Origin of the sequence: Aliiglaciecola sp. NS0011-25, assembly GCF_040370605.1 — a bacterium.
Lineage (GTDB): Bacteria > Pseudomonadota > Gammaproteobacteria > Enterobacterales > Alteromonadaceae > Aliiglaciecola > Aliiglaciecola lipolytica_A.
Window position 1 is genome coordinate 17467 of record NZ_BAABWR010000011.1, and the last position, 23442, is coordinate 40908.

Sequence of the window (23442 nt, forward strand, 5' to 3'; positions counted from 1 at the left end):
AATTGTGCTTGTTGTTTTACTTCGTTTTACCAACGGTACTGCCACGAATAAGCAGCTCCCCTGGTACGACAAAATGTTCTGCCTGTTGACTCACAAGTGCAGGGTTTATAATTAGCTCGGCGGCCTTTTGTGCCATCAGTGCCACCGGTTGACTAAAAGTGGTTAATTCAAAGCTCGGCCAGCTAGCGGCGCTTACGTCATCAAAACCGACGATGCCGATGTCTTTACCAGGCTCTAAATCAAATTCAAATTTTGCGACATCAAGGCAAGCCATAGCCATATGGTCATTGGCACAAAATATGGCATCTGGCGGCTGTGGTAGCGCTAATAGTCGTCTTGCCGCTGCTAATGCACCTTGACGGCTAAAATGTCCTACTTCGCGAATTGGAGCTGGCCGCCCTTGTTCTTGTATGTATTGGCTAAATGCCTGCTCTCGTTCTGAGCTGGTAGACGAATCAACATAACCAGCCATAAAGGCGATTCGCTGATAACCACAATCGATTAAGTGCTTACCAATTAAGTGTGAGCCACGCTGGTTATCACCTGTCACTGCCCAGCATTCGGGAAATTGTCCCGTGCGGTTTAAAAAGACAACGGGAATACCGGCACTTTGACATTGTTTAGCGAGTGAGGAAGACAAGGTGGTCGACATAAGAATCAAGGCATCAACTCGGTACTGAAGCATTTCATCTATCTGCGCATCAGCTTCAGCATTGGCTCCAACGGTAAAGACCAACAGCCTTTTACCACCCGCCGATAAACTGGTTGATAACACATCAAGTATCTGAGAATAAAACGGGTTTTCCAGATTTCCTAAAACCACGCCAACAATATTGGACTTACCTTTGAGTAAACTGCGAGCCAATAAATTAGGTCGATAACCTAATTGCTGCGCCGCTTCGATTACTTTGTTACGGGTTTTTAGCGAAACACTCGCTCCTTCAGTAAAGGTGCGGGATACCGCGGACTGGGATACGCCTGCGAGTTTGGCTACATCGCTGGCCGCGGCCACTTGTTTATGATTTTCACTCATTTACCAAACCAACAATTAGATAGTTATGACAACGTTTTAGCGCTGCGCAAAAATGCCCGCTAATGAACACTCGCCTAAAGTCCATTTGTACTATTTGATAAATCATATTCAGACCTTAATTAAGCTTGTTTTTATCAGCCAGAATTGGCTAATCAGCATTTTTGCATAGCTATGCAAAAATCTATATTTGCACGCATTGATAATTATTGTCAATATAAATTCGAAAGTTGAAATATATGCAATCTGAGATAATTGCAGTACGGCTTATTAAGGATTAAAAGAGTTTGACGCTTAAAAAAAGCGTCATAATACGTATTAGCAAAGAAGAAACAATTTGAGTTTATCGGCCTTGCAAGGCGTGTAATATGATTAAACTAAATAATGCCATTTGTGGGGCATAAACTTATCAAACGCAAAACTAAATTAGCTTCGTGCTGAGTGCGGTTTTGATATCACTAAATTGACGTTGGAGTGCAATGTAGTTTCGCAAAATCAAACACTTGCTTGCCAACCAATGTTAGTTGAGTGTCTACGTTAGCATCATAAACTGTACCGTCTTTAAACATACCTGGGGTTACTCGAATACCAGCTCCAAAAGGTGTAGGCCAACCGCGCAATGCATGTACAATTGAGCGCATTGAGCCAAGTGTCGATCCTATTGCTTGCCAACCATAAGCTGTCACAATAATCCCAACCGGAAGACCATCCATATAAACTCGGGAATCCTTAGACGTTTCTTCGAAATAATCAATGGCGTTTTTTATTAATCCAGAAATTGAGCCATGATAACTTGGAGTGGCAATGATAATACCATCTGCCTGACGTATCTTGGCGACTAACTCACGAGCTTCAGCAGAATTGTTTAATGCATCCATTGAATAGTGTGGTAATTCGGAAAGAAATTTTCCGTCAAAATGGGTTACTGAGTAGCGTAATTCATTTACTCATTAAACAACCCAAAATAATAGAGAGAGATTCAACAATGGTGCAATTAACTAGTCCCTATAAAAGCATTAGCTTTGGAGATGATTGTCTATTATTCAAGCACATGAGCAAGCCAGACCTGGACTGCTTATCAAACAGCGCTAGGTTGAAAGTACTTGCCAAACAACAGTACCTTTTTATGCAACATGTTCCTTCCGACAGGCTATATAATATTGTTTCTGGTGTAGGGATAATGGAAAAAATAGCGAGCAATGGACGTCGTCAAATATTTGCGTTCGTTTATCCTGGCGACTTCATTGGTTTATCCAATTCTGACAGTTACCAATATGGCGTCAAAAGTCTAAGTAATCTGACCGTTTACGAATTTAAACGTCAACACCTTTTGGCGCTCTCCGAAGAGCTTCCAACGTTAGGCGAAAACTTGAAAGAAATCCGTTCAGTTGTCATGTCTCATACCTTTGAACAAGTTTACCTTTTGGGTCAATTAAAAGCCTATGAACGCGTCTGTTTTATGTTGAAACAATTACTTAATCGCCTGCCTGGTGCCAAACCAGAAAAAATAGAATTACCGATGACGCGAACAGATATAGCCGATTATTTAGGGCTAACAGTAGAAACTGTCAGCCGCACCCTCAGCCAACTAAGAGGAGATGGACTCATTTCGGTCATCTCACCCAATACTATCAGCATTCTTAACCTCAAAGCAGTGGAGGAAATGGGCAGCATAAACTAACGTTAAGGCTTAAAAAGTATTTATCTTTGCGGGTAATACAATGATTTTTGCCCTTACCACGGCACTGATTTACCAAGTAAATCTATGAATTTCCCCGTTGCAGAGGGAGTTAAATTGGCAATAACATCACGCTGGTGTCTGACGCTATCGTCTACTTCCCAAGGAGCATCATCACCTCCTAAATCTGTTTTCACCCACCCTGGAGCAAGTGAAATAACAGTGATCTTATTAGGCGCTAATTCAATAGAAAGACCTTTTGTTAACATATTTAAGGCTGCTTTACTGGAACGATAAGCGTGAGCCATCCCAAGTTGATTATTGGCGATAGAACCTAAATCAGATGACATCATAATGATGGTTTTTCGTGTACTCGCTTCAAGATTAGCCAATAAAACTGCAATCAACTCAAAATGGCCATATACATTGGCTTGCATTATTTCATGCCAAAGGGCGTAATCCATACCCGCCAATGACTGTTTATAGCGATCAGCCTGATTCGACCAACCACCACCGAACAAACCAGCAATATTAAACAAAATATCAATGGCCACACCATCTAAACGTTTAGCGATAGCCGCTATGGAATCATGTTCAGATAGGTCAAGTTGCTCTATTCTCAGCTTTGGATAACGCTCACTTAATGCCAACAACTCAGTTGCTTTTTCTGGTTCTCGGCAAGTTGCAATAACGCTCTCGTCAGCCGCTAGGGCTTGTTTAGTATGCTCAAAACCTAAGCCTCGATTAGCGCCAGTAATTAGATAAGTTGTCATTATTTAAGCTCTCCTGTAAGCCGAATGGAACAACGTAATTCATATCTTCATACATAAATTACGCATTCAGTTTTCCACTAATCAACAATCTCAACATTGATAATTGTCATAGGGCTTTGAAGGAATTTACATTTAACCACTGCAATCCAGTGAGAACCCATTGGGTATTAGCCAAAGATATATTATGTGATGCAAAAGATTTACTAGCGTTATGATTAAATAATGAGCAACCTTGCGTGTAATTCTGCTCCCCCTAAACATAAAACACCTAAATGCCATAAATGATTGAATGCAAACCTTTCTAATATGCAAAAAGATAGGCTGTTTTTGACATTTGTTAATGCCCTTGTATTTTGCAGCCCCTAATCTAAAGCCATTGCAAAATAAGTTTGCAAATTAAATTAGTACTTATTACTGACAAGATTAAATACTTGATAAACGTTAACGAATACTAGTGTTGTGCCCAATATAACAACTTAGGTATTCGCAAGCATTACATAGCTGATGACCGAGGATATTATGGATTCTAAAAAGCTAAAAACTAACACTTCTGAGCGCAGAGATTTTCTGCTTAATTCAGGTAAAATTTTGATTGGTGGTGGTGTTGCAGCTTCCGGCACACTGGCATTAGCAGGTTGCGCAACTGATCGCCCAGCTAAGCCTTTTAAAGCATCTGGTGCATTGCCTTACCACGATCCTGAATGGAATCGTGATGCCATGGCTCGTTTACAAGGTGATCTTGATTTTGGTAAACAAAAATTTGGTTATTTTGCCGGTATAGTGAATGGCGTTCGCCCTAATGAAAAAGTTAAACCTTTGTTTGGGTTTGAAGGATTTTCATATGCCCGTTTAATTGACGAAGGCAATGGCGTATACGGAAAAGTGCTCAAAGAAGTTGGTTTTTATACGGATTTAGAAACTGGCGACGTATTAGAAGAATGGACGAATCCATATACCAACGAAACCGTGAAAGTGGTGCCTGTTGCAAACGACCCATTCAACTATAAACTGACTCCCTATGTTCCTGAGGGTCCTTCTTATGGTGGTTTGATTAAAACCGAGAAGAAAAAGATCCCCATGCTCTACCCCTGGAAAGAAACACCAAACAATACCGTCACATTAAATAGGCATATTCATTTATTTTATCCTAATGCATTGCAACCAGATACATGGCCAAGAGAATCTTCAGGTCCAATGAATCGTGTTTCTGAGATGTTTAATTACGTTATCAATAAAGACGACTTAGCCAATCCAGACTTGACCAGCATTCAATACTCTGGAGCTTGGAGTCGAATCACCCCTTGGCTACCGTGGATGTTAATGGGACAAGCCGAAGGACATTGTTTCTACGACTGTGAGATGGGTGGCTATAATAGTTCGGAAATCCTTTCACCTAAAATACGCGCCTATGCTGAAAAACACTACCCTGAGTATTTCGAAGCGCCAACAGAATGGTATGGCCCGAGTTTATCAAGTTTAGAAAACTATGCCCGCCAACAAAAACCAGCACCTGTTAAAAAATAATTAAAATAAGCATGTGCCCTACAAATGCAAAAGCGGCTTAATTGCCGCTTTTTTATATTTAATAAAAACGCTAACCTAAAATCCCCCTAATTCCCCTTCATCTTTACTAGGTAACTTATTGATATTCAGTTACTACTAGTGAAAACTACTTGATTGCGTTATGTGCATATGGCAACTCATCAGTTATAGTAGGCTATACTTCAGGTTTTAATGGATTAGCCCTGCTCAACGATGTCTAAAATAATTACACAATGCATACTTTTGTTAGTCCTGATTTTTTATGGAAAATTTTCAGCGGCTTCTGAACTAGCTTCAAAAGAAACAATTAAAGTACTCGTTCTCGGTGCAGAATTTCCCCCATACAGCACCCAAAAGATAAAAAATGGTGGATTGATGTTTGATGCACTGCGTACTTATACAAAAAAGCATCAACTGCCCGTCAATTACGATTTCGACCCTTTTGTGGTACCAACTGCCAGAGCGGAACGAATCATGGGGTCTGGCGAGTGGTGTATTAGCATGCACACCATGCAAGGCAATAAGAATCAGCCCTATATCATGTTGGATATGCCTCATGTTGCATTAGGCTTATATCGACTTGCAGAATCCACCCCTTTTGATTGGCAGTCGATAAATGAGCTATCAGGCAAAAGCATCAGTGTTCTTAGGGTATCTGACGAACAACCAGTAATGAAACGCTTAACCCAAGCAGGCGCCCAGTTAGTCAGTGTTGATTCGTTGATGCAAAGTTATCAGATGGTTATGATAGGCCGAGTGAACTATAGTTTGGGGGATAGTTTGTCTTACCAATACTACCGTGAAAATGGATTGATAGATGGCCCAGCTTTGCAATTTTCAGAAAAGATGCTGGCTCGTTTTCCTTTGCCTGTTTGGCTAAATCCAGAATGTGAATCAGTTGCGCATTTAATACCGAAAGGCTTTATGCCCCAGGCGAAAAAGTAGCCCATAAACAATAAATTTTTGATTGTTGTTGTCGCTAAAGGTATCAACTTGTCAATCCCCGCTATCATGCCGCGAAGAACGCTAAAAGAGCGCAAATGAAGTAGCCACTAAATGTTATTTAGTGGCTAATTTTGCACTCCCTTAGGTTACATATTCGCGCTTATTTTAACCACGATTGCTGCTTAACTGATTCGAGTATTAAGTAGTTTATTGGTACTAAAATCAGCGTGATAAAAGTGGCAAATAAAATCCCAAAACCTAAAGAAACCGCCATAGGAATTAGAAATTGTGCCTGTGTCGATTTTTCAAATAATAATGGCATTAAACCAATAAAAGTGGTCAAACTGGTTAACATTACTGGCCTGAATCGGGACGAGCCAGCGGTTAGAATAGCCTTTAATAAGTCCATACCCAGCTCACGTTTTTTATTAATGTAATCAACAAGAACTAACGAATCGTTTACCACTATGCCAACTAAGGCCAAGAGTCCTAAAAGGCTAAAGATAGTGAGATCCATTCCCATTATCCAATGTCCAGCTATCGCGCCTATCGCACCAAAAGGAATCACACTCATCACCACAAGTGGTTGTGTATATGATTTAAATGGAATTGCTAAGAGCGCATAAATAATAAATAGTACGATAACTAAACCAGTCGTCAAAGAACCGAAGGAGTCTCTTTGTTCCTCCGCTTCCCCTTCCAACTCGTAGCTCACACCAGGATATTGGATCAATAAGTCAGCTATATATTGATTTAAATCTTCTTGTAAAACCGTCATGTTAGTGTTGTTTTTATCTACATCAGCAGTAACACTAATTGTCCTTAAACGGTCAATTCGACGAATTGACGACGGGCTTTGTCCCGGCGTAAGAGTCGCAATACTCGACAGAGGAACCGTCTCGCCATTACCCACATCAATCAACAAATTGGTTAAGCTCGATAACGATTGTCGCTCACTTAACGGTAACCTCAACATCACTTTTATATCGTCTCGGCCACGCTGAATACGCTGTACTTGCGCACCAAAAAACGCATTGCGGATTTGTCCGGTTACATTAGCTCTAGTTAAACCCAGTGATTCACCTTGTTTGTTCAGTTCGATTTGCAACTCTTGTTTGCCATCAGAAAGACTATCGGCGATATCATATACTGTAGGGTAAGTGTTTAGTCGTTCTATCACTTTGTCGGCGACTTGTTCCAAAGTGGCGACATTGTTAGCACTCAATCGCACATCGATAGGGTCTGATGAACGACCTAACTCGGCCCGATAACTTAGCGCTTCAGCCCCAGGAATATCCCCAATCATCTTGCGCCATTCATTCAACAATTGAGCGGATGTAATAGTCGAAGCTCTCGATTCTGGTGGTGTAATTTCAAATCTTACACTACCGGCATTAGTCGTCCCGCCACGCCCACCGGTGGTGGCTAAAATATTTAAGATAATACTTTCACCGGTATCTTCCTCGGTGTATTTTTCCTGCAACTCTCGGGCATCATCGGCTATTTTCACAATATATTTGTTAGTGATTTCAAATGCAGTGCCTGTTGGCATGGTTAAGGATACCGTTATTGTTTCACTAGGGATTCGAGGGAAGAATACAAAACGCGTCCAACCACTGAGAATAAGCACTAAAATAATTGCAAAAATACCACTGAAAGTCATTATGGTAGTCCACTTATAACGCAGTGTTTTTACCAACGCAGGTCGATAATAGCGCAGTATGGCCTGCTCGAATCCGTCGGCAAATTTTTGCTGGTAGTAATCCAATTTACTTTGTTTGGTTTTTTCAGTTCTCAGTTTCAAGTGCTTCAAGTGTGAAGGCAAAATAAACTTGGACTCGATAAGGGATAACAGCAAAACGGGAATTACTACATAGGGAATCTGAGCAAAAACATCCCCCCTTCGCCCCTCAATAAAAGCTAATGGCAGAAATGCCGCTACAGTAGTTAAAATGCCGAACGTAACCGGCTTAGCGACTTCAAGTGTCCCTTCAATGGCAGCCTGCTCGCCTGATTTGGCAGTACCTAAGTGGGTGTAAATATTTTCACCGGTAACAATGGCATCGTCGACAACGATCCCCAACACTAAAATAAAACCAAATACGCTCATCATATTTAGCGTCACACCAAAAACTGGCATCAGTATAAACGCCCCCATGAATGCCACAGGGATACCAATAAATACCCAAAATGCGATAGATGGACGCAAAAATAACGTGAGTAGAATAAGGACTAGAATTCCGCCTTGAATCGCATTTGAAACCAAGCTAGAAATACGCCCTTTAACAATCATAGAGTCGTCATCCCAGTAGCTCAAAGTAAAACCTTTGGGCAGACTCTGTTGATGTTCGTCTATGTAATTTTTTACTTTATCGGCGACTTCTATGGCACTTTGTTGGCCAATTCGATAAACCTCAATAAATGCTGCCTGCTGACCATTAAATCGCGTTCGCACCGGCGTTTCTTCAAAGCCATCTTGAATATTAGCGATATCTTGTAAGCGGATAATTGAGCCATCTGAATTAGTTTTGATTGGAATAGATGCAAACTCGTCCTTTCGGTATGCTTGGCCTTTTGAACGAATCAGTACATCGCCACTTTCAGTACGTAAATTACCTGCAGACACATCGACACTATTATTATCAATAATATCAGATACTTGACTAATGGTTAAATCAAGCTCTCGGATTTTATCTAGACTAAGTTCGATGGCAATTTCATAATTGCGGATACCATCTAACTCTACTTGGGTAACACCATCAATAGCTAGTAACTCATCTCGCACCTTCTCAGCATATTCACGCACTTCCTTCTCGCTGTAAGGAGCTGTGACAGCTACCGTAATCACATCTCGTTTGCGATCGGCTAAGGCTACAACCGGGTTTTCAGCTTCGGCTGGAAATGTATTGATGGCATCGACTCTACTTTTTATATCGGCAAGTAAATCGCGCCTGTCGTAATCACTATCAAGTTCAAAGGTAACACTTCCGCCCCCTTCAGAAGACTGACTAATGATTTTAGTGATACCTTCGAGGTCTTGCACCGCTTCTTCAATGCGAATAGTAACGCCCTGCTCGATATCCTCTGGCGTTGCCCCATCCAAGGTGACACTGACTGACACCACATCGACTTCAAAGGAAGGAAAAACTTCCAGAGGAATTCGATTCGACAGACTCAATAGACCCGCACCAATGATGGTGATCATTAGCAGATTCGCGGCAACCGAATTTCTTGCAAACCAAGCAATCATTTACCCTTCCTTCTGCGCTGCAGAGTTAGATCCAGGACGACTATTTGATTTGTCTGGTCTTAGGTTAGGATTTTTAGATCGTTCTTTGCCTTTACGCTCAGTATTTTTAAGCCTTTTAGTGCTTTTTCCATCTTGATTTATTACTGAAACAGCGGTTCCAGAACTAACTTGTCCCAGTGGCGTTATAACTAACGCTTGACCGCCTTCCAAGCCAGATTTAATTAAGGCTTGGCGATCATTTTGCCATGCAATTTGTACTTCTTTTCTCAGCAGTACACCATCTTCTTCAATATAAACATAACTCCCTTGATAGATAGCCGTTACCGGTATAACAATAGCCTCTTCGATTGTTCGGCCATCTATTTCTGCGGTTAAATACTCACCTATTTTAATCGAGACGCCCCTTTCGATAGCCTGATTAAAGGGATCATCTATTTGCGCGACCACGTACAATTGTCGCGAAACAGAATCTATAGCGCTTTCGGTGCGCACAATTTTACCTGTCCAACTCTGCTGACCAATCAGATCAGATGTGAAAGTCACATTGATAGGTGGCGTAGAGATTGTATTGTCGATATTCGCTTCCGGTAAATTCACAAAGCCTAAATCACTATTGTTAATCGCTAATCGAACCTCTAAATAGTCAGTCGCATAAATGCTCGCCAACTCAGTATTGTTGGAAACAACCGAGCCGATATCGACGTTTTGGGTGACCACACGCCCACTGTAAGGCGCGACTATCTTAGTCCGTTTTAGCGATAATTCAGCTTTTAACAATTGTGCTTTTGCAGAGGTCAAATTAGCTTGCGCACTTTCCTGTTGCGGTATTCGTAAAACTAGATCTGTTGGTTTTTGTTTACCGCCTAAGCGCTGCCAATCTATTTTAGCTTGTTCAGACCGAGCCATCTCCTCAGCTAAATTTTGTTGCGCAGTAATAAGATTCGCCTTGGCGATATTTACTTCAGCAAGATAGTCGCTATCATCTATGGCGACTAACAAATCACCTTTTTGGAAGAATCCGCCGGTGCGAAAACCATCGTTGACAAACACGACTTGCCCAGCCACCTGCGACATTAAGGTGCTTTGTGTGCGCGGAGTAACTACCCCGTAGCTATCCAAAGTGATGTGAAAACGTTGAGGTCGCAATAGTTGCGTTTCGACACTTAACACTGCCGCACTAGATGGCTTTTGACGGCCAGCTTGGGGAGGGTTGTTGTAGATGATCAACACGGTAACTACAGTGATAAGTAAAACAACAATGGGCAGTACGATTTTTTTAGAAATTACCATTTAATCAAAGCTCTTGAATAGGGGCGTAGAGGTTCATTCCTCCTCCAAGGGCAACATGCAGTTGCACTCGATTCGCAATTAAGTCAGTTTTAATATCAATAAGGTTGTTTTGGGCTGTAATAAGTCTTGCTTGCGCCTCTAACACTGTGGTGTAAGTAATTAGGCCGGCTTGGTATTGTTCGAAAGACAGTTGATTTGCAAATTGCGCATTTTCAGCCGCTTTTTGGGTCGCTTGATAACGTTCAACTAAACTCGCCTCGGCAGACAATGCATTTTCAACATCGAGTAATGCATTCAACACCGAATCTAAATAATCTTCTTCCAGACTTTTTAAGGTTAACAACTCAATCTCTTCGTTGGCGCGCAGTTTACCCGCATTAAAAATCGGAGCTGAGATACTGCCAATCAACGACCAGCCTGCGGAAGCTGATAGTAAATCGGATAGAGAATCACTTGAGGGACCAACACTAGCGGCCAAATTGATTGCAGGGAAACGAGCTTTATGTGCAATGGCAAGGGTTGCATCTTGTGCCATTAACGCCAGCCAACTGGCTTGTAAGGCTGGTTTGCGGGTCACCAACTCAGAAGGTAAACCGACTGCAACATCCACATCAGGCAATGCCAATACTTGAGTTACATCCAGTTTTGCATCAGGGTAGCGCCCTAACAACCGTTCCAAAGCTCGTACACTCTCCAGTAATGTTTGCTGGTTTGTTGCAAGTGTGGATTTATCACTGTTAAGTTCATTACGAGCAAGGTATACATCTAAAGATTCGTTTAGGCCGGCCCGATAACCACGTTCAATAATGTCTAGACTGTCAGTTGAATTTTGAACTTGTTGAGCGGCCAGCTCAACCCGCTGAAAAGCCCTAGACGCATTCGCATAAGCGACAATAACGTTGCCAGCGAGCTGCAATCTTGCCTCTTCTAATTCAGCTTTAGCCTGCAAATAATTGAGCTTTGCTTGACGCTCTGCGTCCGACAACGCCCCCCAAATATCAAGTTCATAAGAAAGTTGAGCTTCTAGGCTAAAACTATTACCGCTACTACGACTTCGAGACGCATCAAAAGATGCATCCAGTGATGGCCAAAAATTACTTTTAGCAATAGTCAGACTCTGCTCAGCGATGTCTACAGAATAGGCTTGAGCGCGAATAGCCTGATTTGCTTGAATAGCTTCATTAAGCAACGAGGTTAAATGTTGGTTATTTGCATCAGAAGTGAAATTTGCTAACCAGTTATCGTCGATTTTATTGGCGCTGTGCTGAAACTGCCACTCATTGGGTAATGCTGGGATTTCTTTGTCTTGGTCTAACTTGACAGAAGCACACCCATGCAACAACGCCAAAATAAATAATAGCGAAATTCCCTTTATTTTTTTGTTCATAGGAGAAAAAGGTGACAACATAAGTCCATGTAATTTGTGCATTTTGATTAAAATAATAAAGGTAGTGTACAAGTTCTGCAGCAATAAAAAATTGAATTTACGTAAACTTTACGAAGCTAACAAATTTGCTTTTAAATATTACATAAACTGATGCAACACTGATTTTTAAGTCGCAGTGGAAGTTTATTAGACAATAACGGCTAATCAAACAGGAAAAAATAAATTTATGACGTATTATGTAGAATAAATGAAGTTTCAACTTCACTTAATTTCACAATTCACTCTTGGACACGAGTAAGTTTTATGACTTGTTGCAGTTTTTTCAAGATATCCTCTGTTAGAACCCAGCTTTTGGCTTGGATGCTATTCTTTGTTTTGGCTTATTTTGGAATGGTTTCAACTTCTCAGGCAATCGATAAAAAATCAATCACATTAAAATACAACTTAATTGGCACCGAATCTTGGACTCCCTATGGATACTCCGGCGATGATGCAAACCCCGGCATCTTCGCAGAAGTGATTGACTTAATATTGGAAAAGGCTGGCTACTCTTATGAGTTTTATTATTATCCGCCCAAACGAGCAGCAAAAGTATTCGAAGAAAATCAATTAGATATCGATTTTATGAGCCCGAGTTGGTTTAAAAATGGTGATATGGGAGATGAATATGTGCAATCCATTATGATTTTTGAATTAACCGAATACAATGTCACCTTACAAGAAAACGCCGAGAAATATGCAGATCCTCACGCCATTTATGACAAACATGTAGGTACTATTGCAGGCTATAGTTACTTCGATGATGATATGTTTACAAGAATCGACTTTAGCACAGAAGATGGATTAATTAGGGGCTTAAAAAGAGGCCGTTTTGAAGTCGCCATTCTAGAAAATTTAACCGCTCGTCACTGGGCCAAAAAACATAATGTCAAAATATCACTCGCCAGTGTTCATTCCCATGGCGATATCGTTTTACGCCTTCGTCGAGAACTGAGTCATCTGTTACCGGAACTAAATGCAGTAATAAAATCACTTAAACAGGAAGGCGAAATTGATAACATTTTACGCAAGCATTATGTAATACCGAAAAACCTAAAACTCAACAACGAATGAAGTTATTGATTTAAGCGCGCCCTAATTCGCGCGCTTTTGATTCATCAATATTGTCTGAGTTCGGTCTTAAGCTACTGCTTTTTGTAACCCTTGATGAGAAAGGTATTCCTCATAAGTGCCCTGAAAATCAATTACTTGTTGATCTTTAATCTCAATAACACGAGTCGCCAAAGAGGAAACAAATTCGCGGTCGTGGCTTACAAAGATTAAAGTGCCATCGAAATCTTTCAAAGCATTGTTAAGTGCTTCAATCGCTTCCATATCCATGTGGTTAGTAGGCTCATCCATCACCAACACATTTAAGTCAGCCATCATCAGCTTACCGAATAACAAACGATTTTTCTCACCACCTGAACACACTTTCGCTTTTTTATTGAAGTCGTCTGCGCTAAATAACAAACTGCCCAATAAACCTCGGACCATCAAATCGTTGTGTTTTGGCGTGCGCCATTGAGACATCCAATCAAAAAGGCTTAAATCACAATCGAAATCGTCTGAACTGTCTTGAGGACAATAGCCGACAGTGGCATTCTCAGACCACTTAACCACACCTTCCGCTTTCAATTTATCCATCAAACAACGTAAGAAACTGGTTTTACCCACACCGTTTTCACCAATAATGGCTAACTTTGCACCCGCTTCTAATAACAGATTAGCGTCTTTAAACAAGGGCTCTTCTTCAAAACCAAAACTCATATCTTCTAAAATCAGAGCTTGTCTGTGCAGTTTTTGATGTTGTTTGAATTGAATACGCGGTGTACGACGACTCGAGCTCTTCACCTCATCCAATTGGATCTTATCCATTTTTTTCGCACGAGAAGTTGCCAGTTTAGCTTTCGAGGCGTTGGCAGAAAAGCGTGCAACAAAAGCCTGTAATTCTTCTATTTCTTCGCTCTTCTTGGCATTTTCTCGCAACAATTGCTCTTGAATAAGTGAAGCAGCTTCTTGATACTTTTCATAATTACCTGGATAAATACGTAATTCACCATAGTCGATGTCTGCCATGTGGGTACACACGGAATTCAAAAAGTGCCTATCATGGGAAATAATTATCATGGTGGACTTACGCTGATTCAACACTTCAGCTAACCAATTGATAGTATAAATATCCAAGTTGTTGGTAGGTTCGTCGAGTAATAATATGTCTGGATTGGCGAATAAAGCCTGTGCAAGTAACACCCTGACTTTCCAACCTGGTGATACTTGTGACATCAAACCGTAGTGATAATGTTCATCGATACCCGCTTCTAACAAAATCTCGCCTGCCCGTGATTCAGCAGTATAACCGTCCATTTCAGCATAAAGGGTTTCTAATTCAGCCACATGCATACCATCAGCTTCGCTCATTTCAGGTTTGGCGTAAATTTCATCACGCTCTTGTTTAACCTTCCATAACTCCATGTCACCCATAATAACGGTATCAACCACAGAATATTTTTCAAACGCGAACTGATCTTGGCTTAACTTACCCAATTTTTGACCAGGTGAAACAGAAACGTTGCCAGAGGTAGGTGCTAAATCGCCACTGAGAATTTTCATAAGTGTGGATTTACCACAGCCATTAGCGCCAATTAAGCCATAACGATTGCCATTGCCAAATTTAGCAGAGATGTTTTCAAACAGTGGCTCAGCGCCAAACTGCATAGTGATGTTTGCGGTAGATATCAAAACGAAATTCCAAATAGTAAAAAAGCAACAAAAACAAACCAAGGTTCACAATAAAAGCCCAATGTCGCTGCGCAATACTACTTAGTTCAAAACGGCGCGCACTATATATAAATATGCACGAAAAGTCGAGGAAAACTGACTATAAATTGTACTAAAAAATGGATTCTCGCAGCGACTCTCTTTGGCTGTTTCATGTTGCTGAGTCATTTCTCACACTTTTTCTGCTAAATGGCATAAAAAGCAGAATAGAAGTATCAGTAATCTATGCTGATTGACTAAACAACACCTTGTTCGATCATCGCATCCGCAACACGGCGAAAGCCGGCTATATTGGCACCAAGAACGAGATTTCCAGCCTGGCCAAATTCTTTGGCTGTCTCATTTGCAGTCACAAAAATGTTTTCCATAATGTGCTGTAGTTGCTGATCAACTTGTTCAAACGTCCACTTCTGCATACTCGCATTTTGCGCCATTTCCAGTTGGCTTGTTGCCACACCACCAGCATTAGCGGCTTTGCCCGGGCCATAAGCGATATCAGATGCAACAAACAAATCGGCAGCCTCTTGAGTGGATGGCATATTGGCCCCTTCGCAAACCAAGTGACAACCATTAGCGAGTAATTCTTCAGCATCTGACTTGGTTAACTCATTTTGCGTCGCGCATGGAAATGCAGCATCAGCGCAATAACGCCAAACTGCATGACCGTCTGATGGATAATCTGAAGTCGGCGTATATTTAGCATTAGAATACTTTTCAATATAAGCAATTAAACTGGCTTGTTGCTGTTCTTTGAGCTGCTTTACCAATTCTAGGTCGATACCATTGGGATGATAAATAGTGCCTGAAGAATCGCTGCAACTGATGGGCGTAGCCCCCAACTGATAAAGTTTTTCCATTGCATAAATTGCCACATTACCCGCCCCTGAAACTAAACACGTTTTCCCCTCTAAACTGTCTTCTCTGGCTTTTAGCATATTATCTGCAAAATACACTGTTCCGTATCCAGTGGCTTCTTTACGTGCTAATGAACCTCCCCAAAGCAGACCTTTTCCAGTTAGGATCCCTTCGTAACGCCCAGTTAGGCGCTTATATTGACCAAACATATAACCTATTTCAGCTGCGCCCACGCCAATATCGCCCGCAGGAACATCTGTAGTTGGGCCAATATGACGGTAAAGTTCACTCATAAAAGATTGGCAAAAACGCATAATTTCATTATTGGAACGTCCTCTAGGATTAAAGTTTGCTCCACCTTTACCTCCGCCAATAGATAGACCAGTAAGGGAGTTTTTAAAAATTTGCTCAAAGCCTAAAAACTTTATGATGCTAGCATTCACCGAAGGATGAAATCTTAAGCCGCCTTTATAGGGTCCAAGGGCAGAATTAAACTCAACCCGATACCCCTTATTGACCTGAATGTCGCCATTATCATCAATCCAAGGAACGCGAAACATAATCTGCCGTTCCGGCTCGACTATACGTTGAATAATTGCTTGTTGACGATATTTACTGTTGGATTCCAAAATGGGATCCAAGGAGTTCAGCACTTCTTCAACGGCTTGATAGAACTCCGCCTGAGCTGGGCTGGTTTGTTTTAAGTCTGAAATAGTTTGATTTGTGTATGTCATCAATCGTAACCCTATATTTTCCGTTAAGTTTTTTTGTAGCTGCAGAATCAGTGAAACTTTGAATGTGATGAATTAAGCACAAATCAACTGCAAAAAAAGCCCATAGAACCCATTTCCACGAGCTTTACGAAGACAATAAGATGTTTAGCTAGATCCAGTATTCACTTGTACTATTTGCACTGACTGCTGCCCACGTTGAGTTTGCCAGTCAATACTCTGACCAGCTCTTAAGCCTAATAAAGCTGAACCTATGGGAGCGAAAACTGAAATGCTATCTGCATGCTTGGCCGTATCGGCGGGAAGGCATAAGGTTTTTGTAAACAACTTATCGCTATCTAGTATTTTGAAGGTCACTTGTTTGCCAATAGTCACTACATCTTCTGGCATATTTTTACCGTCAATAACGGTTGCTCGGGCAAGTTCATCTTCTAAGGCAGCGACTAATTCTTCAGGCAATTTTGACGCTTCAAGTTGTTCCTCAAGCATGGCTAAATCAGAAGTTGAAATAAATATTTCAGGTTTATTTTGCATAAATCACCTCTTTCATTGAGATCGGTTAACGGCACTTTGCCGTGCACCTTGGTTTGAAATTATCGTTTCTGTTTTATGTTTAACCTTTCAACTTCAGACAATATAAAAACCACTACTGCGCTAACCTATTCAGTTGAATACGGTGACTAGCGTCGGTAAATATTGACGTTAAAAGGTAAACCAGGATTTGGAAATATGAATATTTTAATGAGCAGGCGTATTACGCTTGCTAACGTTACTAACTAACTTAAATTAACGAACAGGAAAGTATCGCCGAGCGTAAGGAATACGCTCGGCTTAATTTGGTAAGGTGAGTAAATTACTCTTTATTGTGTTGCGGTAGTTGTACATTTTATCCTCACAATGGAATGCTAATAATAGCTTGCTTAAAAATAAAAACAAGATCAAACAAGGTCAATTATTTACACTCTAAAAGATAGATAAATTCGAGAATCTTGGTAACTTTCTCAATAAAAAATGCCAGTTAGGTAACTAACTGGCATTTTTGATCAAGCTGAGGAGTTTCTAAATCTACGGATTATTTTCTGTAGCTAATATTGAAAAATACACTATACAACACGGGCACAGCAATTAACGTGAGTACAGTGGCGAAAGCCAATCCCCCCATAATTGTCACTGCCATGTCAGCAAAAAACGCATCAAACAAAAGAGGTGCCATACCTAAAATCGTGGTGATTGCGGCTAATGAAACGGGTCTCAAACGACTTAAACTGGCATTAGTAATAGCGAGTTTGGGAACCTGTCCCTCGTCAATTAATAAGTCAATTTCTTCAATCAAAACAATGGCATTTTTTATTAGCATACCGAATAAACTCAAAAAGCCGAGCAACGACATAAAACCAAACGGCATATCGGCTGCCAACAGGCCTGCAACTACACCAACAACTGCCATAGGCACCACCATCCAAATAATTAGTGGTTGTTTTACTCGGCCGAACAGTAACACCGAAATTAAGAACATCACCAAGAACCCTGCGGGCAAACCTTTACCTAAGGCTTCTTGGGCTTCTTGCGAACTTTCATATTCTCCGCCCCACTCTAAATGATAACCATCGGGTAAATCAATTGCTTCCATTACGGGACGAATACGATCAAATACTTCACCTGCTGTTTGACCAAAATCAGGCTCGGCATTCACCGTTATAGTACGAATCCGGTTGCGACGTTGAATGAGAACTTCTTCGTTGACCAATTCTAGTTCTTTAGACACTTGCTGGAATGGGATGTAGACCCGTTGTTGTGAACTCCACACCTGATTGTTCTGAATTGCTTCAATGGGTGTCTGCCCAGCTGTCGCCATTTTGGCTTTTATTGGATACGAATAATCTCCATCACGAATCTGCCCTAAACTTAAACCGTCGCTAGCATATTGAATCGCGTCGTTAAAATCAGCCCGTGAAATCCCAGACATACCAGCGTTAAACTCATCATAATGGGCATTTAACGCTAATCCTTTGTCACGCCAGTCATGACGAATGTCTCGAGTCTCACCGTCTTGCTGATATATATCGATAGCTTGGGCCGCCAGATCACGCAGAACCAATGGATCAGGGCCGGAAAAGCGCACTTGCAGTTTTGCGCCAGAGCCTGGTCCGAATTGCATGCGTTCCAAGTAAAATTCAGCATTCAGATCAACAGGTTTTATCTTTTCCAATATAGCGGGTGCCAACTGCTCTATAACGTCTAGACTTTTAGCCCGAATAAATAACATGCCATAGCTTTCATTATTAGCTTGCGGCGCATAAGTTAAAGTGAAACGGTCTGCTCCACGGCCAACAAAACTAGTAACAGATTCGATCCCTTCAAAATCCAAAATGCGTTTTTCAGCAAGTTCAATTTTCTGTTCGGTGTATCGTATATCCTGATTTTGAGGACCCCAATAATGAATAAAAAATATGGGGGTATTGGAGGACGGAAAGAATCCCTGTTTAACAAAGCCAAAACTTGCAAAAGCAATAACGGTGATAAGTACCAATGATATTAAGGTAACCCATCTAAACCTCAACGCTTTATGTAATATGTGCAAGAACCCTTTTTGAATTCCACTGAGGCTCTGCTGCGTACCCACAACCTTTTCGGATTTGTAAACATAGCCGCCCAGCACAGGCACAACAGTTACGGCTAATACCCAGCTCAACAAGAGTGACACTAATACCACCACGAATAGTGAATATAAGAATTCACCAGTGGCATCATCAGATAAACCGATCCCAGAAAACGCGGCAATACCAATAACCGTAGCCCCAAGCAAAGGCCATTGGGTGCGCTTTACAACGTAACTTGCGGCATCTTCAGGTTTAGTCGCGCCTCTAATTTTCAGCATCATACCTTCAGCTACTACAATAGCGTTGTCGACCAACATCCCCATTGCAATGACCATAGCGCCTAGTGAAATGCGCTGTAGCTGGATTCCCATCAGCCACATTATCATCACAGTACCTAACACGGTGATAACAAGTACTGAACTCACTACCGTTGCTGAACGCCAGCCCATAAACAACCAAAGAGTCAAGCTTACAACTACCACTGACATAATAAGATTGGTAATAAACCCACCAACAGAATCATCCACGATTTTGGCTTGGTCATAGATGGGTGTCAGTGTCATTCCCAGCGGCAGTTCATCAAGCAAACCATCTACGGTTTTGCGTACATGTTGCCCAACCTCTACGATATTCACACCATCAATCGCAGATACCGCAAGTGTGATAGCTTCGCTGCCTTGATAACGGATCATTGAAGGTTGGATTTCAGCTGGTTCTAATTCTAACCTTGCAATATCTTTAATACGCACGGAACGATTAGTACCAGGTATGACTAAAGACAAGTTACTGAGCTCTTCAAGTCGATCCGCTGGATTCTCCACAAGAAGTCGAATTTTCTTGCCGTCCACTTGAATACGGCCACTATTGAAGGGTTTTAAGTTATCTTCAAACAGACTGATGATGTCTGGAAAGCTCATCCCTAATCCGGCAATAAGATAAGGGTCGATATAAGCAACGACTTGTTCTTGCATTACACCATTCACTTCCACTTTTGCCACACCTTCAGTGGTCAACAATTGTCTGCGAATAATGCGGGCAAATTCGCGCATTTCAAAAGGCGTAAAATCTGGCGCAACCAAGGCATAATATAAACCGTATACATCACCAAAATCGTCGAACACCTGAGGTTCTTGCGCACCAACAGGTAGTGATCCGCTCATGTCACCTAGTCGTTTTCTTAACTCATCCCAAATTTGCGGTAACATTTTGCTGTCATAGTGACGTTGCACTTCAACCGTAATTTCAGACTGTCCAGGCGAAGAAATAGAGGTCAATCGATACAACTGAGACATCTGCTGTATTGCTATTTCAAGGGGTTCTGTGACCTCTTCTTCAACTCGTTGAGCACTTGCTCCGGGAAATGCAGTAATGACTTTGACTTGTTTAATAGTAAACGCAGGATTTTCAAGACGCCCAATTTCAGACAGCGCAATTAAACCACCTAAAATGAAGACTACAATAAACAGCCAGATATTGACTGGCGTGCGCATAGCATAGCGAGCAATATCCATATTATTTTTCTCCGTGGTATGGTTCGACCTTCATACCCGCCTTCACCAATGTAGCCCCAGCCGAAATAACAAAATCATGCTCATTTAGTTCACCATCAACGACCACTGTAGCGTCCTCGATGCTGTGCACATTGACCTGCACTTTTTCAACAGTTTGGGATTCAGCGACATAACGCCATACAAAAAAGCCATCAGCGTCATTGCCGACAAGCGCTCTGAATGGGATAAGCAAACTACCACTGTTATTCGGCGTTTCCACTGTCACATTTACCATCGCTCTTGCGCCGGGAGTTACCTGAATTTGATTTTGACCTTCCAATGCGAACACGGCTTGGTAGGTTTGCGTAACCGCATCTGGCTGAGTGGAATGCTCTACGTAGACTAAGTCGTACCACTTATCCGGATTACCAAGTATCGACGCCTGCGCTTTAATTATTTTGCGTCCTTCATTGGCCGATAACACACGTTCTGGAACATTAATATTAAAATAGATACGGGATACATCTTGCAGTTGAGCTAAGGATTGACCGGCTGTGACAAAACTATTGTTATCAATTAAACGGTTCGCAACCAGCGCGTCAAATGGCGCACGTAACTTAGTGTATTCAAGATCTTGTAGTGCGTTGGATAAATCGATTTCAGCCAACTCGTATTCTGTTTTTGCATCATCTAGATTACTTTGGGATACCAGCTTTTTATCAAACATTGACTCAATTCGACTCAACTCTCGATCGGCCTGGTGCAGTCGAGTTTGTTGCTCTTTTACTCTTCTTTCAAAGGGTTTTGGATCTAAACTAGCAAGCAAATGTCCTTTTTCAACATTTTCCCCGGTAACAATATCTGTTTGAATTAAGCGCCCGGTAACTTCAAAACTCAAGTCGATGGTTTTCACTGGCGAGACGACGGCAGGAAACGTAGATTGGTTTTGAATGGATGCCGATATAACTGGAGTCAGTTTCACCACGCGGGGTTTTTCGGGCTGAAATTGTTGTTGGCTTTCTTCACCACAAGCACTCAGCAACACCACTGAAAGCGCTAATAAAAAACGGGCAGGCAGTGCACGTAAAAATAATCTCATTGCAGGAACTTCTCTATTTAATATAACTGATCGGAACTATTGATAAATGCATAGCTTAAAAGTAAACTACTCGGTGTAGTTTACATTATCAATTAGTTGAAAGTAAACTACAAATGTATGATGCATATTTGAAAATAGTAATATTGTTAAAGTAAGTTGCAGAGGTTTATGAAGACAGCAAAAAAAAGCCGTAGTGAAATAAAACGTGAAGCAATTGTGGAAGCTGCCAAAAGCGCCTTTCAAGAGTTTGGCGTACAAGCTACAAGCATGGACCGGCTTGCTGAGATTGCCGGTGTGTCGAAACGGACTGTATATAATCATTTTGCCACTAAAGCCGAATTAGTCATGCATCTGTTAACTGATAAGTGGGAAACATCATTTCTCAAAAGCGCTGTGGTTTATCAGCCAGATAAGCCGATGTATGAGCAATTTGTGAAATTAGTTGAAGAACAAGTGAACTCGATGAGCGACGAACAACACATAGAATTAGTTCGTGTTGCCATAGGAAGCTTTTTTTATGAACAAGACACCCTAAAAAAAGGAATCGACAGGCTTGTTAGCTTGGAGACTGCTGTTCACCGTTTTATTAAAGCTGCCGTAAAAGACAATACACTGATTATCAAAGACATAAATTTTGCAGTTGATCAATTAAACGACTTAGTCAAAGGACGGTGTTTCTGGCCCTTGGTGTTTAAGTTACAATCGCAACTTAGCGAAGATGAAAAACGTTTTGTAATAGAGCAAACCGTCGACATTTTTTTAGATCATTATTCAAGCTCACGACAGCAAGCTCAATAACAATGAAAAATTTTGCAAGCCTTACTAAACAGCTACTAGCCTTAACACTAATCATCTCGTTTCAGACTTTTGCACATCAACATGCAGGCATGGCCGAAACATCCCAATCTTCCGCATTTGAACTTATCGTTTTAGGCGATAGTGGTGGCATTGAGGATGGTAATTTAAGTGCATTTTTATTACGTTCACTCAATAGTTCTCACTATGTCGCGTTAGATGCAGGGACAATAGTGAACGGTATTAATCAAAGTGTTCAACAAAACGCTTTCGCTGACTTACCTATTAAGCAAAATGACAACTGGACAACAGCGGGAACCATTTTAAGAGAACATGTTAAGGGTTACTTAATCAGCCATGCCCACCTTGATCATATAAATGGCATGTTGGTCGCATCCCCCGAAGACACGAGTAAAAATATCTATGGGTTGGCATCGGTGAACAATATGATTGGCGAAACCTACTTTAACGGTAAAGCTTGGGCGAATTTCACCGATCGTGGTATTCCACCAATGTTGAACAAATACCATGTTGTTGATCTGCCTGTTGGCAAACCCATAAACATTGAAGACACAGATCTTGTGGTAACCGCCTTTAGTCTTAGCCACCCTGTTGAGTCCAGTGCATTTGTAATTGAAAATGGCAGTGATATGTTTGTGTATTTTGGTGATACCGGACCCGATGTTGTAGAGAAACAGGGTAAACTCGAAGCAATTTGGACATACCTTGCAAAGCAAATAAAGCATAAACAATTGCGCGGTATGGTAATTGAAGTATCTTTTGAAAATGAACGTCCACACAACTTATTATTTGGCCACCTAACCCCGAAATTGTTAATCCAAGAGTTACATAATTTTGCCTCCAAAATTGATGGCGAAACGCCGCTAAACAACCTTAAAGTGGTGATTAGTCATATTAAGTATACTCTGGCTAAAGGTGTCAATCCTCGTCATAACATCAAACAACAACTCGATGAAGCAAATGACTTAGGCTTGGAAATTATCATTCCTCATCAGGGGCAAAAACTGCTGTTTTAATTTTTCAGAGCCGCTGAGTAGTTATTTACTGAGTGATTTGACTGCTGAGATTTGCGCTGTACTAAAGTACTAAGGCGAAATTTCAAACAAGCCCCTAAGCTACGTTTACATTTTTTTAAC

The 23442-nt window shown here is 41.2% G+C and carries 16 protein-coding genes and 1 pseudogene; 6 read left to right on the plus strand and 11 right to left on the minus strand.

The genetic code is table 11. From position 1 onward, the window contains the following. Nucleotides 1-16: 16 nt before the first annotated feature. A complete protein-coding gene (locus ABWV72_RS10975) occupies nucleotides 17-1033 on the minus strand; it encodes a LacI family DNA-binding transcriptional regulator (protein ID WP_353370533.1) in 1017 nt (338 codons plus the stop codon). Between the two features lie 455 nt (nucleotides 1034-1488). Next, nucleotides 1489-1947 (minus strand): annotated as a pseudogene (locus ABWV72_RS10980) (NADPH-dependent FMN reductase); the annotation flags it as partial. Nucleotides 1948-2081: 134 nt separating this feature from the next. Here ABWV72_RS10980 and ABWV72_RS10985 point away from each other — a divergent pair. Beyond that, nucleotides 2082-2711, plus strand: coding sequence for a Crp/Fnr family transcriptional regulator (locus ABWV72_RS10985; protein ID WP_353370674.1), 630 nt, complete (start codon nucleotides 2082-2084; stop codon nucleotides 2709-2711). A 53-nt stretch (nucleotides 2712-2764) separates the two neighbouring features. On the opposite strand, the gene ABWV72_RS10990 is transcribed toward ABWV72_RS10985, so the two are convergent. Continuing rightward, a complete protein-coding gene (locus ABWV72_RS10990; RefSeq protein ID WP_342806254.1) occupies nucleotides 2765-3481 on the minus strand; it encodes an SDR family oxidoreductase in 717 nt (238 codons plus the stop codon). A gap of 519 nt (nucleotides 3482-4000) precedes the next feature. On the opposite strand from ABWV72_RS10990, the gene ABWV72_RS10995 reads away from it, so the two are divergent. Then, nucleotides 4001-5005 (plus strand): DUF1838 family protein, encoded by a 1005-nt coding sequence (locus ABWV72_RS10995; RefSeq protein WP_342806253.1) that lies wholly within the window; start codon nucleotides 4001-4003, stop codon nucleotides 5003-5005. Between the two features lie 261 nt (nucleotides 5006-5266). Next, nucleotides 5267-5968: a transporter substrate-binding domain-containing protein gene (locus tag ABWV72_RS11000; protein ID WP_342806252.1), complete on the plus strand. Its 702-nt coding sequence runs from the start codon at nucleotides 5267-5269 to the stop codon at nucleotides 5966-5968. Nucleotides 5969-6128: 160 nt separating this feature from the next. Here the strand turns inward: ABWV72_RS11000 and ABWV72_RS11005 are convergent, their stop codons facing one another. Genes ABWV72_RS11005 through ABWV72_RS11015 form a run of 3 tightly spaced genes read right to left on the minus strand, consistent with a single transcriptional unit; the run spans nucleotide 6129 to nucleotide 11916 of the window. Further along, nucleotides 6129-9218 carry an efflux RND transporter permease subunit gene (locus ABWV72_RS11005; RefSeq protein WP_216049290.1) on the minus strand — a complete coding sequence of 1030 codons (3090 nt, stop codon included), beginning with the start codon at nucleotides 9216-9218 and terminating at the stop codon, nucleotides 6129-6131. Continuing rightward, nucleotides 9219-10508 (minus strand): efflux RND transporter periplasmic adaptor subunit, encoded by a 1290-nt coding sequence (locus tag ABWV72_RS11010; protein ID WP_252729297.1) that lies wholly within the window; start codon nucleotides 10506-10508, stop codon nucleotides 9219-9221. A 4-nt stretch (nucleotides 10509-10512) separates the two neighbouring features. Next, complete coding sequence (locus tag ABWV72_RS11015; protein ID WP_353370537.1) at nucleotides 10513-11916, minus strand: efflux transporter outer membrane subunit; 1404 nt, start codon at nucleotides 11914-11916, stop codon at nucleotides 10513-10515. 369 nt (nucleotides 11917-12285) lie between these two features. Between ABWV72_RS11015 and ABWV72_RS11020 the strand changes: the two genes are divergently transcribed. Further along, the gene (locus ABWV72_RS11020; RefSeq protein WP_353370539.1) at nucleotides 12286-13008 is read left to right on the plus strand and encodes a substrate-binding periplasmic protein; all 723 of its coding nucleotides are present in this window, start codon (nucleotides 12286-12288) and stop codon (nucleotides 13006-13008) included. Between the two features lie 66 nt (nucleotides 13009-13074). On the opposite strand, the gene ABWV72_RS11025 is transcribed toward ABWV72_RS11020, so the two are convergent. From ABWV72_RS11025 to ABWV72_RS11045, 5 genes are all read right to left on the minus strand, one after another. Beyond that, on the minus strand, nucleotides 13075-14676 hold the full coding sequence (locus ABWV72_RS11025) for an ABC-F family ATPase (protein WP_342806244.1): 1602 nt from the start codon (nucleotides 14674-14676) through the stop codon (nucleotides 13075-13077). A 275-nt stretch (nucleotides 14677-14951) separates the two neighbouring features. Next, a complete protein-coding gene (gene gdhA / locus ABWV72_RS11030; RefSeq protein ID WP_353370541.1) occupies nucleotides 14952-16304 on the minus strand; it encodes an NADP-specific glutamate dehydrogenase in 1353 nt (450 codons plus the stop codon). 144 nt (nucleotides 16305-16448) lie between these two features. Then, nucleotides 16449-16835, minus strand: a complete 387-nt coding sequence (rnk, locus tag ABWV72_RS11035; RefSeq protein ID WP_216049294.1) for a nucleoside diphosphate kinase regulator — start codon at nucleotides 16833-16835, stop codon at nucleotides 16449-16451. Nucleotides 16836-17373: 538 nt separating this feature from the next. After that, complete coding sequence (locus ABWV72_RS11040; RefSeq protein WP_216049295.1) at nucleotides 17374-20412, minus strand: efflux RND transporter permease subunit; 3039 nt, start codon at nucleotides 20410-20412, stop codon at nucleotides 17374-17376. A 1-nt stretch (nucleotide 20413) separates the two neighbouring features. Next, the gene (locus ABWV72_RS11045) at nucleotides 20414-21490 is read right to left on the minus strand and encodes an efflux RND transporter periplasmic adaptor subunit (protein WP_353370544.1); all 1077 of its coding nucleotides are present in this window, start codon (nucleotides 21488-21490) and stop codon (nucleotides 20414-20416) included. Between the two features lie 168 nt (nucleotides 21491-21658). On the opposite strand from ABWV72_RS11045, the gene ABWV72_RS11050 reads away from it, so the two are divergent. Both ABWV72_RS11050 and ABWV72_RS11055 read left to right on the plus strand, forming a co-directional pair. Then, entirely contained in the window at nucleotides 21659-22288 is a 630-nt protein-coding gene (locus ABWV72_RS11050; protein WP_216049297.1) for a TetR/AcrR family transcriptional regulator, read from the plus strand. Between the two features lie 2 nt (nucleotides 22289-22290). Then, nucleotides 22291-23322, plus strand: coding sequence for an MBL fold metallo-hydrolase (locus ABWV72_RS11055; protein WP_353370546.1), 1032 nt, complete (start codon nucleotides 22291-22293; stop codon nucleotides 23320-23322). Nucleotides 23323-23442: the final 120 nt, after the last annotated feature.